12 protein-coding genes are annotated in these 13,902 nt (G+C 70.6%); all 12 read right to left on the bottom strand.

What is annotated here, in order from left to right; translation table 11 throughout:
• Positions 1-18: 18 nt before the first annotated feature.
• The 12 genes from RIE08_16880 to RIE08_16825 all read right to left on the bottom strand — a co-directional run bounded on the left by RIE08_16880 (position 19) and on the right by RIE08_16825 (position 13,902).
• Positions 19-1,737 carry a hypothetical protein gene (locus RIE08_16880; protein ID MEQ8719287.1) on the bottom strand — a complete coding sequence of 573 codons (1,719 nt, stop codon included), beginning with the start codon at positions 1,735-1,737 and terminating at the stop codon, positions 19-21.
• Positions 1,738-1,751: 14 nt separating this feature from the next.
• Positions 1,752-2,948: a methionine adenosyltransferase gene (gene metK / locus RIE08_16875; GenBank protein MEQ8719286.1), complete on the bottom strand. Its 1,197-nt coding sequence runs from the start codon at positions 2,946-2,948 to the stop codon at positions 1,752-1,754.
• Positions 2,945-4,162 (bottom strand): bifunctional phosphopantothenoylcysteine decarboxylase/phosphopantothenate--cysteine ligase CoaBC, encoded by a 1,218-nt coding sequence (gene coaBC / locus RIE08_16870; GenBank protein MEQ8719285.1) that lies wholly within the window; start codon positions 4,160-4,162, stop codon positions 2,945-2,947. The genes metK and coaBC overlap by 4 nt, the downstream gene beginning before the upstream one ends.
• A gap of 7 nt (positions 4,163-4,169) precedes the next feature.
• Positions 4,170-4,487, bottom strand: coding sequence for a DNA-directed RNA polymerase subunit omega (rpoZ, locus tag RIE08_16865; GenBank protein ID MEQ8719284.1), 318 nt, complete (start codon positions 4,485-4,487; stop codon positions 4,170-4,172).
• Positions 4,488-4,578: 91 nt separating this feature from the next.
• Positions 4,579-5,175, bottom strand: coding sequence for a hypothetical protein (locus RIE08_16860; protein MEQ8719283.1), 597 nt, complete (start codon positions 5,173-5,175; stop codon positions 4,579-4,581).
• Complete coding sequence (gene mihF, locus RIE08_16855; protein MEQ8719282.1) at positions 5,156-5,473, bottom strand: integration host factor, actinobacterial type; 318 nt, start codon at positions 5,471-5,473, stop codon at positions 5,156-5,158. Before mihF ends, RIE08_16860 begins: the two co-directional genes overlap by 20 nt.
• A 40-nt stretch (positions 5,474-5,513) precedes the next feature.
• Positions 5,514-6,230, bottom strand: coding sequence for an orotidine-5'-phosphate decarboxylase (gene pyrF / locus RIE08_16850; GenBank protein MEQ8719281.1), 717 nt, complete (start codon positions 6,228-6,230; stop codon positions 5,514-5,516).
• On the bottom strand, positions 6,227-7,177 hold the full coding sequence (locus RIE08_16845) for a dihydroorotate dehydrogenase (GenBank protein ID MEQ8719280.1): 951 nt from the start codon (positions 7,175-7,177) through the stop codon (positions 6,227-6,229). Before RIE08_16845 ends, pyrF begins: the two co-directional genes overlap by 4 nt.
• Positions 7,178-7,180: 3 nt before the next feature.
• Positions 7,181-10,540 carry a carbamoyl-phosphate synthase large subunit gene (gene carB / locus RIE08_16840; GenBank protein ID MEQ8719279.1) on the bottom strand — a complete coding sequence of 1,120 codons (3,360 nt, stop codon included), beginning with the start codon at positions 10,538-10,540 and terminating at the stop codon, positions 7,181-7,183.
• Positions 10,527-11,651 carry a glutamine-hydrolyzing carbamoyl-phosphate synthase small subunit gene (gene carA / locus RIE08_16835; protein MEQ8719278.1) on the bottom strand — a complete coding sequence of 375 codons (1,125 nt, stop codon included), beginning with the start codon at positions 11,649-11,651 and terminating at the stop codon, positions 10,527-10,529. The genes carB and carA overlap by 14 nt, the downstream gene beginning before the upstream one ends.
• Positions 11,648-12,922, bottom strand: coding sequence for a dihydroorotase (locus RIE08_16830; GenBank protein MEQ8719277.1), 1,275 nt, complete (start codon positions 12,920-12,922; stop codon positions 11,648-11,650). Before RIE08_16830 ends, carA begins: the two co-directional genes overlap by 4 nt.
• Positions 12,919-13,902 carry an aspartate carbamoyltransferase catalytic subunit gene (locus RIE08_16825; protein ID MEQ8719276.1) on the bottom strand — a complete coding sequence of 328 codons (984 nt, stop codon included), beginning with the start codon at positions 13,900-13,902 and terminating at the stop codon, positions 12,919-12,921. The genes RIE08_16830 and RIE08_16825 overlap by 4 nt, the downstream gene beginning before the upstream one ends.

Raw genomic sequence — 13,902 nt, 5'->3', positions numbered from 1 at the left:
GCCCCCGCCGGGCGGCTGTCAGACGCGGGGCGGATCGACGGCGATACGCAGCCGACCACCGGGGCGCTCCACCGCCGCGATGGCATCGGCGAGGACCGCATGATCGGTCCCCCGTAGGAGCCACCGGTCTTCGAGTGGGCCCATGACCGCGACGCCCAGGGGCGATCCGAGTCGGGCGACGAACTCCGCCGCGGCCTCCCCTGACACCTCGGCGTCAGCGCTGAACGGCGGGAAGCCCAGTTCACGGCGACGCTCCATGTCGGCATCGGCGGCCACCGAAGGGTCGCCCCGGCGGGCCGCCTCCAGGACGGGGTCGTCACCGCGCCGCGACTGGACGAACACCCGCCCACCACCGCCCCGGCCCCCGACGAGCCGTGCCGCCCGGGCGATCAGACCGAGGGCTTCCTCGGCCGCCCGGTAGCGGGTGGCGAGCAGTTCCTGGTCGAAGTCCAGGAACGCGACCAGGTCGACGCCGTCGAGGCGGTGCAGAACGGCTTCGGTACCGACGAGAACGCGCTCGTCGCCGATCCCCTCCGAGGACGCCGTGACCTCACCGACCGGCTCGCGCAGCAGGGTCTGGAGGTCTTCACGGACCCGGGATACGCCGAGCCGGAGGCGGCGGATCTTCGTGGCGCCGCAGTTGGTGCAGATCACCGGCCGCTGCGTGCCGCAGCGACGGCACTGCAGGTCACCGGCGTCGTTCTCGACGACGCCGGCATCGCAGCGCTCACACGTGGCCATCTCCTCGCAGCGTGAACAGGCCAACATGACCGCCCGGCCGGTGCGGTTCAGTACGCACAGGCAGCGGTCGTGTTCACGCAGCCGGCGGACGAGGGCCTCGGTGAACAACGTGCCGGGGCCGGCGTCGTCGTCGCGGGGATCGATCGTGTCGACCACCGGCCAACCCTCCCGGCGCTCCGCGGCACCCGGGCGGACCACCTCGCCGAGCACCCGCGCCTCGAGGCTCGGAACCGGCGACGTCAGTACGCACGGGATCCCGAGGCGGCGCGCCCGTTCGACGGCGACGTCGCGGGCGTGCCACGTCGGAACCCGCTCCTCCCGCAGCGTCTCGTCGTGTTCGTCGAGGACGAGGATCGACGTGATGCCGCTCACCGGGCCGACCGCCGCCGCACGCGAGCCGACGACGACGGCGCCACCCGCCGCGGCGGCCCACTCGTCGGGCAGCAGCGCCACGTGGGCGCCGCCGCGCCGCAGTCGACGGGCGAGCCGGCCGGCGTCGGCCACCGACGGCACGACGATCAGAGGTCGTCCGCCGCTGACGAGGTCGGTGATCAGCGGCCACCGGTCTCCCGCCGGCGGGATCTCGACCACGCGGACGCCCGTCTCGCCGGCCGCGTCGGTCGGCGGCCGCGAAGCTCCGGGCAACGAGCGCCGCGGCGCGGCCACCATCCGGTGCGGTGACATGGCACGCAGTACCGGCGCACGCCGCCCACCCCAGCGCCACGCGATCCACGCGGCCAGGTCCACCTGCTCCGCGGACGGACCCGCGCCCGAGAGCTTCGAGAGGTCCTTGAGGACCACCCCCGCCACCGGTTCCGGGTCCAGTTCGGTGACCCACGCCGCGACGCGACGACCGTGGAGGTCCACACGCACCATCGACCCGACGGCGAGGCGGGCGGAGCGGCCGTCGTTCCACGCGTCCGGGACGGCGTAGTCGAACGTCTTGTCGATGACCGCGACATCCGGGAGGACCCGGACCCGGCGCGGCGGCACCACCTCCGCGGTGGGGCTCAGAGACCCAGCGCGGACTTCAGGTCCTCGACCCGGTCGGTGCGCTCCCACGGGAAGTCGTCGCCGACGCGGCCGAAGTGCCCGTAGGCGGCGGTCCTGCGGTAGATCGGACGGCACAGATCCAGGTCACGCACGATGGCACCCGGCCTCAGATCGAAGAGGTCGTCGATCGCCTTCTCGATGTCGACGGGCGCAACGGTCTCGGTACCGAACGTCTCGACGAGCACCGAGATCGGGCGGGCCATGCCGATGGCGTAGGCCACCTGGACCTCGCAACGCCGGGCCGCGCCGGACGCGACGACGTGCTTGGCGACCCAGCGGGCGGCGTAGGCGGCCGACCGGTCGACCTTCGAGGGGTCCTTTCCGGAGAACGCCCCGCCGCCGTGGCGGGCGAACCCGCCGTAGGTGTCGACGATGATCTTGCGCCCGGTCAGCCCGGCGTCACCGACAGGCCCGCCGATGACGAAGCGTCCCGTCGGGTTCACGTGGACCTCGAAGCCGTCGTCGCGGTGCTCGGGCGGCAGCACGGGCATGATCACGTTCTCGATGAGGTCGGGACGGATCATCGAATCGCGGCTGATGCCGTCGTTGTGCTGGGTGGAGATCAGGACCTGCTCCACCTTGACCGGCCGGTCGTCCTCGTAGCGCAGCGTTACCTGGGTCTTGCCGTCGGGGCGCAGGTACGGCACGATCCCGGCCTTGCGCACCTCGGCGAGACGCTCGGCCATGCGGTGCGCGAGGTGGATGGGCAGCGGCATCAGGACGTCGGTCTCGTCGCACGCGTACCCGAACATCATCCCCTGGTCGCCGGCCCCCTGCTCGTCGAGCTTGTCGGCCTCGCCGGCCTTCCCCGAGCGCACCTCTTCGGAGTAGTCCACACCGACCTTGATGTCGGGAGACTGCTCGTCGATGGCGACCATCACGCCACAGGCGTTGCCGTCGTAGCCGATGTCTCCCCGGTCGTATCCGATCTCGGTGATGGTCCTGCGAACGATGGAGGGGATGTCCACCCAGGCCTTCGTGGAGATCTCACCCGCCACGACGCACAGTCCCGTGGTGACGAGGGTCTCGCACGCGACGCGACTCTCCGGGTCCTCCGCGAGCAACGCGTCGAGGATCGAATCCGAGATCTGATCGGCCATCTTGTCCGGATGACCTTCGGTCACCGACTCCGACGTGAAGACGAAGTTGCTCATCGGGGGTCCACCGCTCCTTGTGCGTCCATGATCGATTCCACCACGTCGAGGATCGCCCGGGCGACCTCACCCTTCGTGGTCAACGGGATCTCGGTGGCCGAACCGTCGGCGCCGAGGATGACCACCTCGTTCGTGTCGTGCTCGAAGCCCACCGCCGGCGCCCCAACGTCGTTCGCGACGATCAGGTCGGCACCCTTCGCCTTCAGCTTCTTCGTGGCGTTGGCGCGCAGGTCCGCCGTCTCAGCGGCGAAACCCACCAGGATCTGCCCCGCCGGTTTCCTGTCCCCGAGCTCGGCGAGGATGTCCGGCGTCGGTTCGAGTTCGACCAGCGGGACACCGTCGGCCTTCTTCAACTTGGTGTCGGCGGCCACCTTCGGGCGGAAATCGGCGACCGCGGCCGCCATGACCACCACATCGGCGGTGGCCGCAGCACCGAGCACCGCGCCGCGCATCTCCTCGGCGCTCTCGACCGCGATGACATTCGCGCCGGGCGGCGCGGGGAGCTTCACCGTCGACACGAGTGTGACCTGCGCCCCCCGGTCGGCGGCCTCGGCCGCGACGGCGTAACCCTGCTTTCCCGAGGACCGGTTGCCGATGAACCGCACGGGATCGACGGCCTCGCGGGTGCCGCCGGCGGTGACGACGACATGGCGTCCGGCCAGTGAACGGCTGCGCGTGAGCACGTCCGTCACGGTGGCGACGATGCGCTCAGGGGCGGCGAGGCGACCCCGCCCGACGTCACCACCGGCGAGGCGACCTTCGTCGGGCTCGACGATCTCCACACCGCGCGAGGCGAGAAGACCCAGGTTGTCCTGCACGGCGGGGTGGTCCCACATCTCGGTATGCATCGCCGGGCACACCACGACGGGCGCGACCGTGGCGATCAGCGTGGCCGTCAACAGGTCCGAGGAGATCCCTGCGGCATAGGCACCGATGACCCGGGCCGTGGCGGGGCACACGACGATCAGGTCCGCCTGCTGACCGAGGGTGGTGTGCGGGATGGGGTCCTCGTCGTCGAAGAGGCTGGTACGGGCGCGCTCGGAACCGAGAGCCGAGAAGGTCGTCTCCCCGACGAAGCGCAGCGCCCCCCTCGTGAGGACGGGTGTGACGTGGGCGCCCGCGTCGACGAGACGCCGCATGACCTCGACCGCCTTGTACGCGGCGATCCCGCCGCTGACGCCCAGAACGATGCGGCGACCCGCGAGCGCCGACACGACCGACTCAGCCGGCGTCGTCGTCAGAGCCGTCGGCCTCGGCCGCCTCTTCCGCGCCCTCTTCGGCCTCGGGCTCGTCGACCTTGTCCACTGCGATGATCTTGCCCTCGGCGATCTCTTCGAGAGCCATCGAGATGGGCTTGCCGGCGACGCTGGTCACCTGCGGTGGAATCATCGCTCCGAGGCCCTCGCCGAGCTGGCCGTAGTACGCGTTGATCTGACGGGCCCGCTGCGAGGCGAGAGTGACCAGACGGAACTTGGAGTCCGTCGTGGCGAGGAGCTTCTCGATCGGGGGCGTGATCATGCTGTCGTGCGAGGTGGCCATGTTCTCCTCCGCGTGCAGACGCGGGTCTCGGGGGCCCTCAACGCTACCAGCGCGCCACGTCCGTGCCGCCCGGCGAGCGCAGGCGCGGCCGTCAGTCGTCGCCGTCTCCGGAGCCGGCGGCGACCCGGGCGCGGTGATCCGCGATCAGCGTGGCGAGTTCCTTCGCACACGTCTCGAAGTCGTCGTTGATGACGACGGTGGCGCCGAGCTCGCGGGCGGCAGCCAACTCCCGGTCGGCTCGGTCCAGCCGCGCGGCGATGCGGTCGGGGGGATCGCCGCGGGCCTCCAGGCGGGCACGCTGGGCCTCGCGGCTCGGGGCGTCGACGAAAACGAGTAGCGGATCGTCGTAGATCTCCGCCACGGAGCGGGCGCCGGCGACGTCGATCTCGAACACGGCGTCACGGTCCGCGGGAGCATCGGGAACCGGCGTGCCCTGCAGGTAGTCGAGGAACTCGACCCATTCGAGGAACCCTCCTGCGTCCACGGCGGCGAGGAACTCGTCGCGGGTCACGAAGACGTATGCATCGGGCGCCTCGCCCGGCCGGCGACGCCTCGTCGTCCACGACCTGCTCAGCCACAGACGGGGGTCGTCGGAGAGGAGCCTTTCGACGAGCGCTCCCTTCCCGACACCGCCGGGACCCGAGATGACTATGACCGGGCGATCGGGGTCAGTCGGCGAACTCGGCAAGGAGCTTCTCGCGCTGCTGGTCACCGAGACCCCTGAGGCGACGGGTCTCGCTGATTCCGATCTCCTCCATCGCGCGGCGCGCCTTGACCTTGCCGACACCCGGCAACGACTCGAGGATCGCCAGGACCTTCGTCTTCCCTACGACGTCGTCGGTGGCGACGCGGTCGAGAACCTCGGCCAGGGTGAGTGACCCCATCTTGAGGCGCTCCTTGAGCTCTGAGCGGGCGCGGCGGGCGGCCGCAGCCTTAGCCAGGGCCTCCTTGCGCTGCTCGTCACTGAGGGCGGGGGGAAGAGACATAGAGCGAGCGTACTGATCCCGCCCCCGCAACGTACGGACCCTAGGCCCGTCGGTCGAGCGCCCCGCTCACCTCGGCGGCGATCGCAGCGGCCGAAGCAGCCGGATCATCGGCGGCGATGACGGCGCGCCCGATCACCAGGAGATCCGCGCCATCGGCGATCGCGTCCGCCGGCGTGGCCACCCGCCGCTGGTCACCACGGTCGACCCCGGTGGGGCGGATACCGGGCACGATCCGCGCGAGGGCCGGAGCGAGCGTGCGGGCGTCGCGCAGGTCTGCGGCGGAACACACGACCCCACCGCACCCGCCCTCGAGGGCCGCCCGGAGACGACTGGGCACGATGTGGTCCGGAGCCTGTCCATCGGAGGTGAGCACCGTGACCGCGACCGCCAGGGGGGGATCGAGACCGGCGTCACCGGAACCCTCGAGGAGTCCTTCGACCCCGGCACGCAACATGTCGGCGCCGCCCTGCGCGTGCAGGGTGACGTAGGACACCCCGAGGGCGCCGATCACCCGGCAGGCCCGGTTCACGGTGTTCGGGATGTCGTGGAGCTTCAGATCGCAGAACACCCGGTATCCGAGGTTCTCCACCACCCCGATCACTTCCGGCCCCGCCGCCGCCCACAGTTCGAGGCCGACCTTGGCGACCCCGAACCACGGCCGCATGGCCGTTGCCAGGCGGTCCGCCACCACGAGATCGTCGACGTCGAGAGCCAGTGCGAGGTGCTCCCGGGTCGCCGGGTGGACGACGTCACTCATGTTCCGCTCCGATGATGGGCCGCCGAAGTGAGCGAACGTAGTCGGTGCACGTCACGGGTCGCGCACCACCGGGTCATCTCCGCGAGAATCCTCAGCGGAGCGCGTGGTCCGGCGAAGCTGGCCGTGCCCACCTGGACCGCGTGCGCTCCGGCCATCATCAACTCGATGGCGTCCACACCACGGTCCACACCACCGACGCCGACGATCGCCACGTCGGGCAGGGCCGCCCGACAGTCGTAGACCGCACGGACCGCCACCGGATGGATGGCCCGTCCCGACAGGCCTCCCCCACCGCCGCCGAGGTGGGGCGAGCGGGTCTCTGTGTCGATGACCATCCCCGGCACGGTGTTGATCAGCGTGAGCGCCTCGGCGCCGGCCGCCGCCGCCGCGGACGCCACGCCGACGAGGTCCGACGCCGTCACGCCGAGCTTGACCCACCGTGGCACGCCCGCACCCTCACAGGCGGCGACGACCTCCGCCGTCAGGTCCGGGAAGTTGGCGAAGATGCGGCCGCGGTCCTCGACGTTGGGGCACGACACGTTGACCTCGACCGCGGCCAGGTCGGCGGCCGCCGGAGCGAGCGCGTCGGCCGCGCGGCGGTAGTCCTGCACCGAGCGGCCCCAGATGCTCGCCACGACGGTCGCTCCCGTCGCCACCAACGCGGGGAGATCGTCGCGCAACCAGGCCGCCACACCGGGTCCCTGCAGGCCGATGCTGTTCACCATCCCCGCGGCGGTACCGACGACACGAGGTGCCGGGTTCCCCTCCCACGGGTCGGCCGAGAGGGACTTGACGACGATCGCACCGAGCGCGGCGACGTCGATGGTGCCCGCCAGTTCGGTGCCGTGGCCGGCGGTGCCCGACGCTGTCATCACCGGGTTGGCGAGGGTCACAGACCCGATGGAGACGGTCGTGTCGACCCCTGCGCCGCCGGCTGGGGACCCCACCGCCTAGAGCTCCAGGCTGAGCTGATCGAGCTGCTTGGCCGAGACTCCCCGCTGGTACTCCTGCAGCGTGCGGACCCGGAAGGGATGACGGGCCGTGTCCGCGATCCCGTCGGCCGCCGCGAGCGCCGCCGAGGTCGTGGTCAACAGTGGCACGCCGTGCGCGGCGGCCGCCTTGCGGATTTCGATCCCGTCGGCACGGGGGCCATGCCCCTTGGGCGTGTTGATCACCAGGTCGATCTCACCGCCCTCGATCAACTCGAGAGCGTGACGGCCGTCCTCGCCGAGCTTCGCTACGACCTCGGCGACGGGAACCCCGGCGGCGCGCATCGCTGCTGCGGTGCCCGCAGTGGCGACGAGGTCGAACCCCAGCTCCGCGAACTCGGCTGCGGCGGCGACCCCCGCGGGCTTGTCCCTGTCCGCAAGCGAGAAGAAGACCGTTCCCGACGACGGGAGCGCACCCCCGGCGGCCATCTGGGCCTTGGCGAAGGCCAGTCCCGGGGCGAGGTCGATGCCCATGACCTCACCCGTGGACCGCATCTCGGGTCCGAGCACCGCGTCGGCCTCGGGGAAGCGGTTGAAGGGCAGCACGGCCTCTTTCACCGCGATGTGGCCCGAGGGCACCGGCGGGACGAACAGCGTGCCGCGCAGCTCGGCGATGGTGGCGCCGAGCATCACCCGCGCCGCGATCTTCGCCAGCGGCACGCCCGTCGCCTTGGCGACGAACGGGACGGTGCGCGATGCGCGGGGATTGGCCTCGATGACGAAGACCTGGGCCGGGCCACCCCGGTCGCCGGGAGCCTGAGAGCCCAGGCGCTTGACCGCGAACTGGACGTTGATCAGGCCCACCACGTCGAGGGCCTCGGCGATCCGTTCGGTGTGGCTCTCGAGGACCCCGATCGTGTCCGCGCTCAGGTTCACCGGCGGCAGCATGCAGGCCGAGTCACCCGAGTGGACACCGGCCTCTTCGACGTGCTCCATGATTCCGCCGATCAGCACCTCACCGGTGCTGTCGCGTACCGCGTCGACGTCGACCTCGATCGCATCCTCGAGGAACCGGTCCACGAGAACGGGACGCTCGGCCGAGAGGCCACCTTCGCGCCCGAGCGACCCGGACAGGGCGAGCTCCGCCATCGCGTCCACCAGCCCCGCGTCGTCATAGACGATGGTCATGGCGCGTCCACCGAGCACGTAGCTCGGCCGCACCAGCACGGGGTACCCGACGCGCTCGACGACGGTCCGGGCCTCCTCCAGCGAGGCGGCGATACCTCCGGCCGGCTGGGGGATCTCCAGGCGGGCACACAGCGCATTCCAGCGCTCACGGTCCTCGGCCAGGTCGATGGACTCCGGACTCGTCCCGGCGATCAGTTCGGCGGGAAGGTTCGAGGCCAACTTGAGCGGGGTCTGGCCGCCGAGGGAGACGATCACCCCGGCGATGCCGGGGCCGCCGGCCGCCTCGGCCGAACGTGCCTCGACGTCGAGGATGGCGGTGACGTCCTCGACGGTCAGCGGCTCGAAGTACAGGCGATCCGACGTGTCGTAGTCGGTGGACACCGTCTCGGGGTTGCAGTTGACCATGATCGTCTCGTAGCCGGCGTCGGCCAGAGCGAAGCTCGCATGCACGCAGCAGTAGTCGAACTCGATCCCCTGGCCGATCCGGTTGGGTCCCGAGCCGAGGATCACGACCTTGGGGCGGTCCGACGCCGCCACCTCGTCGGTGTCCTCATAGGTGGAGTAGTGGTAGGGCGTCTCGGCCTCGAACTCGGCCGCGCACGTGTCCACCGTCTTGAACGTGGCGATCACGCCCGCGGCCATTCGCCGCTCGCGGACGTCGGTCTCGTCGAGACCCCACAGATAGGCGAGCTGGGCGTCGGAGAAACCGGTCTGCTTCGCCCGCCTCCAGGCCCGCACGTCGAGATCGGGACCGTGTTCGGCCAACCAGGCCCGTTCAGTGGTGATGATCGACATCTGGTCCAGGAACCAGGGATCGACTCCGGTGTGCGCGGCCAGGTCGTCGACGCTCACGCCCCGGCGCAGCGCGGCCTCCAGGTGGAAGATGCGATCCGGGGTCGGGGTGGCGCAGGCCACCATGAGCGCGTCGTCGTCGAGAGCGTCGAGGTTCACCTCGGCCGGGTCGCCGTTGAGACCGGCGCGACCGGTCTCGAGCGAACGCAGGCCCTTCTGCAACGACTCGGGGAACGTGCGGCCGATCGCCATCACCTCGCCCACGGACTGCATCGACGTACCGAGCACGCCCGTCGTTCCCGGGAACTTCTCGAAGGCCCAGCGCGGGATCTTCGTCACGACGTAGTCGATGGTCGGCTCGAAGCTCGCCGGGGTCTTCTTCGTGATGTCGTTGGGGATCTCGTCGAGGGTGTAGCCGACTGCTAGCAGCGCGGCGATCTTCGCTATCGGGAAGCCGGTGGCCTTCGACGCGAGCGCAGAGGACCGGCTGACCCGGGGGTTCATCTCGATGACGACGCGGCGGCCGTCGACGGGGTCGACGGCGAACTGGATGTTGGAGCCACCGGTCTCGACGCCGACGCGGCGGATGCACGCGAAGGCCTCGTCGCGCATGGCCTGGTACTCGACGTCGGACAGCGTCTGGGCCGGTGCGACGGTGATCGAGTCGCCCGTGTGGACGCCCATCGGGTCGATGTTCTCGATGGAGCAGATGACCACGCAGTTGTCCGCGCGGTCACGCATCACCTCGAGCTCGTACTCCTTCCAACCCTTGATGGACTCCTCGATGAGGATCTCAGAGATGGGGCTGGCGGCCAGACCCGCGGATGCGAGCTTGCGGAACTGCTCGGGCGTCTCGGCGATACCGGTACCGCGCCCACCGAGGATGTACGCCGGCCGGATGATGATCGGCAGGCCGATCTCCTCGACGACCAGCGCCGCCTCGTCCATCGTGTGGGCGGTGCCCGAACGTGGCACCTCGAGGCCGATGCCGACCATCGCCCGCTTGAACCGTTCACGGTCCTCGGCTGTGGCGATCGCCTCCGGGTTGGCACCGAGCACGTCGATGCCGGCGTCGTCGATCACGCCGCCCTCGACCAGTTCCATCGCGAGGTTGAGCGCCGTCTGGCCGCCGAGGGTCGGCAGGAGGGCGTCGGGCCGCTCCCGTTCGATGATCCGCCTCAGGACCCCGGCCGTCAGCGGCTCCACGTAGGTGGCGTGCGCGAAGTCCGGGTCGGTCATGATCGTGGCCGGGTTCGAGTTGGCGAGGATCACGCGGTAGCCCTCTGCCATGAGGGCCCTGCACGCCTGGGTGCCGGAGTAGTCGAACTCGCATGCCTGGCCGATCACGATCGGACCGGACCCGATCACCAGGATCGACTCGATGTCGTCACGACGAGGCACGCGTGCCTCCCTTCACTGTGGCGATGAGTTCATCGAATCGGGCGAACAGGTAGCGACTGTCGTGGGGCCCGGGTCCGGCCTCGGGGTGGTACTGGATTCCGAAGGCGGGGACGTCACGGCACACGATGCCCTCCACCGTGCCGTCGTTGAGGTTGCGATGGGTGATGTCGGCGCCGTCGATCGCCTCGTCGGCCACGCAGAAGTTGTGATTCTGGCTCGTGATCTCGATACGGCCGTTCGAGAGGTCACGCACGGGATGGTTGCCGCCGTGGTGGCCGAAGGGGAGCTTGTAGGTGCCGGCTCCGAGGGTGGCCGACAGCAGTTGGTGGCCGAGGCAGATGCCGAACACGGGCACCTCGCCGAGCAGTCCGTCGATCACACCCGTTGCCCCCTCGACCGCTGACGGGTCACCGGGGCCGTTGGAGAGGAATACGCCGTCGGGTTCGCGGGCGATGATGTCGGCCGCCGCTGTCGACGCCGGGACGACCGTGACGGTGCCGATCCCCGCCAGGTGCGTCAGGATCGTCGTCTTGATGCCGTAGTCGATCGCGACGATGTTCCACGGGGTACGCCCGTCGCCGCGCGTGGTCTCGACCGTGTAGGGCTCCGCGGTGGTCACGGTGGCGACGAGGTCCACGCCGTCGGTGCCCGGTTCGGCCGCCGCCGCGGCGAGCAGTTCGTCCACCGTGCCGGTGCCGAACGCGCCGACCATGGCTCCGGCGTCGCGGATGTGGCGGGTGAGCCGTCGGGTGTCGATGCCGGCGATGCCGGGCAGGCCACGTTCGCGCAGGTACCCGTCGAGGTCTCCCGTGGCGCGCCAGTTGCTGTGGCGTCGGGCGAGGTCACGGACGACCACCCCGCGGGCGAAGACGGAGCGGCTCTCGGCGTCAGCGTCGGTCACGCCGTAGTTGCCGATGTGGGGGTAGGTGTAGGTGATGATCTGCCCGGCGTACGACGGGTCGGTGAGGACCTCCTGGTAGCCGGTCAGGACCGTGTTGAAGACCACCTCACCGGCTGCGACGCCGCCCTCGGGCTCAGCGCCGATCGCCTGACCCTCGAAGACGGTCCCGTCGACGAGGACCAGCGAAGCCGGTGTGATGTCGCCGCTCACCGGAGCGCCTCGCCGTCGAGGACGACGGCTTCGCCGGACACGACGGTGTGGCGCACCCGGCCCCGCAGTTCCCGACCTGCATACGGGTTGTTGCGGCTGCGGCTCGCGCTGGCCTCGGGGTCGACCGTCCAGGTGGCCTCGGGGTCGATGACGCAGAGGTTGGCAGGCTCGCCGGGGGCGACCGGGCGACCGTGGCGGGCGAGGCCGGCGATGCGGGCCGGCCGCCACGACATCGCTGCGAGAACGGCGGGGATCTCCATGTCCAGTTCCGTGAGTGCGAGCGCCAATGCCGTCTCGAGGCCGAGCATCCCGGGGGGTGCCTCGTCGAAGGGCTGTTGCTTGCGGTGCGTCGGGTGGGGAGCGTGATCGGTGGCTATGGCATCGATGGTGCCGTCTGCGAGCCCCGATGCCACCGCATCGCGGTCCCGCGGCGTCCGCAGGGGCGGATTCACCTTGAAGATGGGGTCGAACGCGGCGCAGGCCTCGTCGGTGAGCGTGAAGTGGTGCGTCGCTGCTTCGGCGCTCACTGGCAGTCCGGCCTGGCGAGCGGCGGCGACCATGGCGACCGAACCGGCGGTCGACAGGTGCTGGAAGTGGACGTGGGTTCCGGTGAGGCGGGCGAGGGCGATGTCGCGCATGACCATCAACTCCTCGGCCTCCGCGGGGATCCCAGGGATGCCGAGGCGGCTCGACCACTCCCCTTCGTTCATGTGCCCGCCCGCCGACAGTGCGTCGACCTCGCAGTGCTGGGCGAGTCGCACCCCGAGGTCGCCGGCGTACTCGAGGGCCCGCCGCATGAGTCGGGCGTCCTGGACGCCCGTACCGTCGTCGGTGAAGATCGTGCAGCCCAGCGCCGCCATCTCGGCCATCGGCGCCAGCGTCTCGCCCTTGCGACCGATCGTGATCGCGCCGGCGACGGCGACGTCACAGAGCGAGGCCTCGCCGAGCGCGAGAACCTCGCGCACCACCGACGCCGAGTCGATCGGCGGGTCGGTGTTCGGCATGGCGACCACCGCTGTGAAACCGCCGAGCACCGCGGCGCGGCTCCCGGTCTCGACCGTCTCGGCCTCCTCGCCTCCCGGTTGACGCAGGTGGGTGTGGAGGTCGACGAGTCCGGGCGCGACGATGCACCCGCCGGCATCGATGCGACGCGACGCGCTCAGGTCGTCCCCGACAGCGAGAATCGTGCCGTCGTCCCCGAAGACCACGTCGGCACGGCGCTCGCCGGTCTCATCGACCACGAGGCCCCCGGTGATCACGGTGTCGGTCATCGCTTCGTCGTCTCCTGTGAGCTCTCGCCGTCGGTGTCGGGCTTGTCGTGTTCACGCGGGCCACCGAGCAGGAGGTAGAGAACGGCCATGCGCAGCGCCACTCCGTTGGTCACCTGCTCGAGTACGACCGATCGTTCCAGTTCGGGGACGTCACCGGCCAACTCGATACCGCGGTTCATCGGGCCCGGGTGCATCACGAGTGTCTCGGAGCGCAGCGCCGCCGCCCGGGCAGCGGTCAGGCCGAACCGCTCGTGGTACTCCCGCATGGAGGGGACCAGCGCCTCGTGTTGGCGTTCGAGTTGCATCCGCAGCAGGTAGACGACGTCGACCGTCGCCAGTACCGCGTCGAGGTCCGCACTCACCGCTACGCCCCACCCCTCGACGTCGGGCGGCATCAGCGTCCGGGGCCCGACGAGGGTCACCTCCGCCCCGAGTGTGCGCAGCGCCAGGACCTCCGAGCGGGCGACACGCGAGTGGGCGATGTCGCCGACGATGGCCACGTGGATGCCCTCGACGGTGTCGAGGTGACGGCGGATGGTCATCGCGTCCAGTAGTGCCTGGGTCGGGTGTTCATGGGTCCCGTCCCCGGCGTTGATCACGACGGCGTCGACCCAGCGGGTGACCTGGCGAGGCACCCCGGCGGAGCGGTGGCGCACGATGAGACAGTCGGCTCCCATCGCCTCGAGGGTCTGCACGGTGTCACGCACCGACTCGCCCTTTCCGAGCGACGACGTGGCCGGGGCGAACGTCATCGTGTCCGCCGAGAGGCGCTTCGCCGCCGACTCGAACGACAGGCGGGTCCTCGTCGACGGCTCGAAGAAGACGCTGGCAACCGTGCGGCCCCTCAGCGCGGGCACCTTCGGGATCTCGCGTCGGGAGACCTCGGCGAACTCGTCGGCGGTGTCGAGCACCGTGACGATGTCGGCTCGACTCAGCCCGTCGATTCCCAGCAGGTGCGGCCCGATCGGCGGGTGACTCAT

The sequence above is a fragment of the Acidimicrobiales bacterium genome (assembly GCA_040219085.1).
In the GTDB taxonomy this organism is placed as follows: domain Bacteria; phylum Actinomycetota; class Acidimicrobiia; order Acidimicrobiales; family JAVJTC01; genus JAVJTC01.
Note: the sequence above shows the minus strand (reverse complement) of the source record. Positions and strands in the feature narration are given on the sequence as shown.

Bases quoted from the DNA above. Each gene is read 5' to 3' on its own strand.
- metK (MEQ8719286.1), bottom strand. From the start codon at position 2,948: ATGAGCAACTTCGTCTTCACGTCGGAGTCGGTGACCGAAGGTCATCCG.
- rpoZ (MEQ8719284.1), bottom strand. From the start codon at position 4,487: ATGGCCACCTCGCACGACAGCATGATCACGCCCCCGATCGAGAAGCTC.
- mihF (MEQ8719282.1), bottom strand. From the start codon at position 5,473: ATGTCTCTTCCCCCCGCCCTCAGTGACGAGCAGCGCAAGGAGGCCCTG.
- pyrF (MEQ8719281.1), bottom strand. From the start codon at position 6,230: ATGAGTGACGTCGTCCACCCGGCGACCCGGGAGCACCTCGCACTGGCT.
- RIE08_16830 (MEQ8719277.1), bottom strand. From the start codon at position 12,922: ATGACCGACACCGTGATCACCGGGGGCCTCGTGGTCGATGAGACCGGC.
- RIE08_16825 (MEQ8719276.1), bottom strand. From the start codon at position 13,902: ATGAGTCACCCGCCGATCGGGCCGCACCTGCTGGGAATCGACGGGCTG.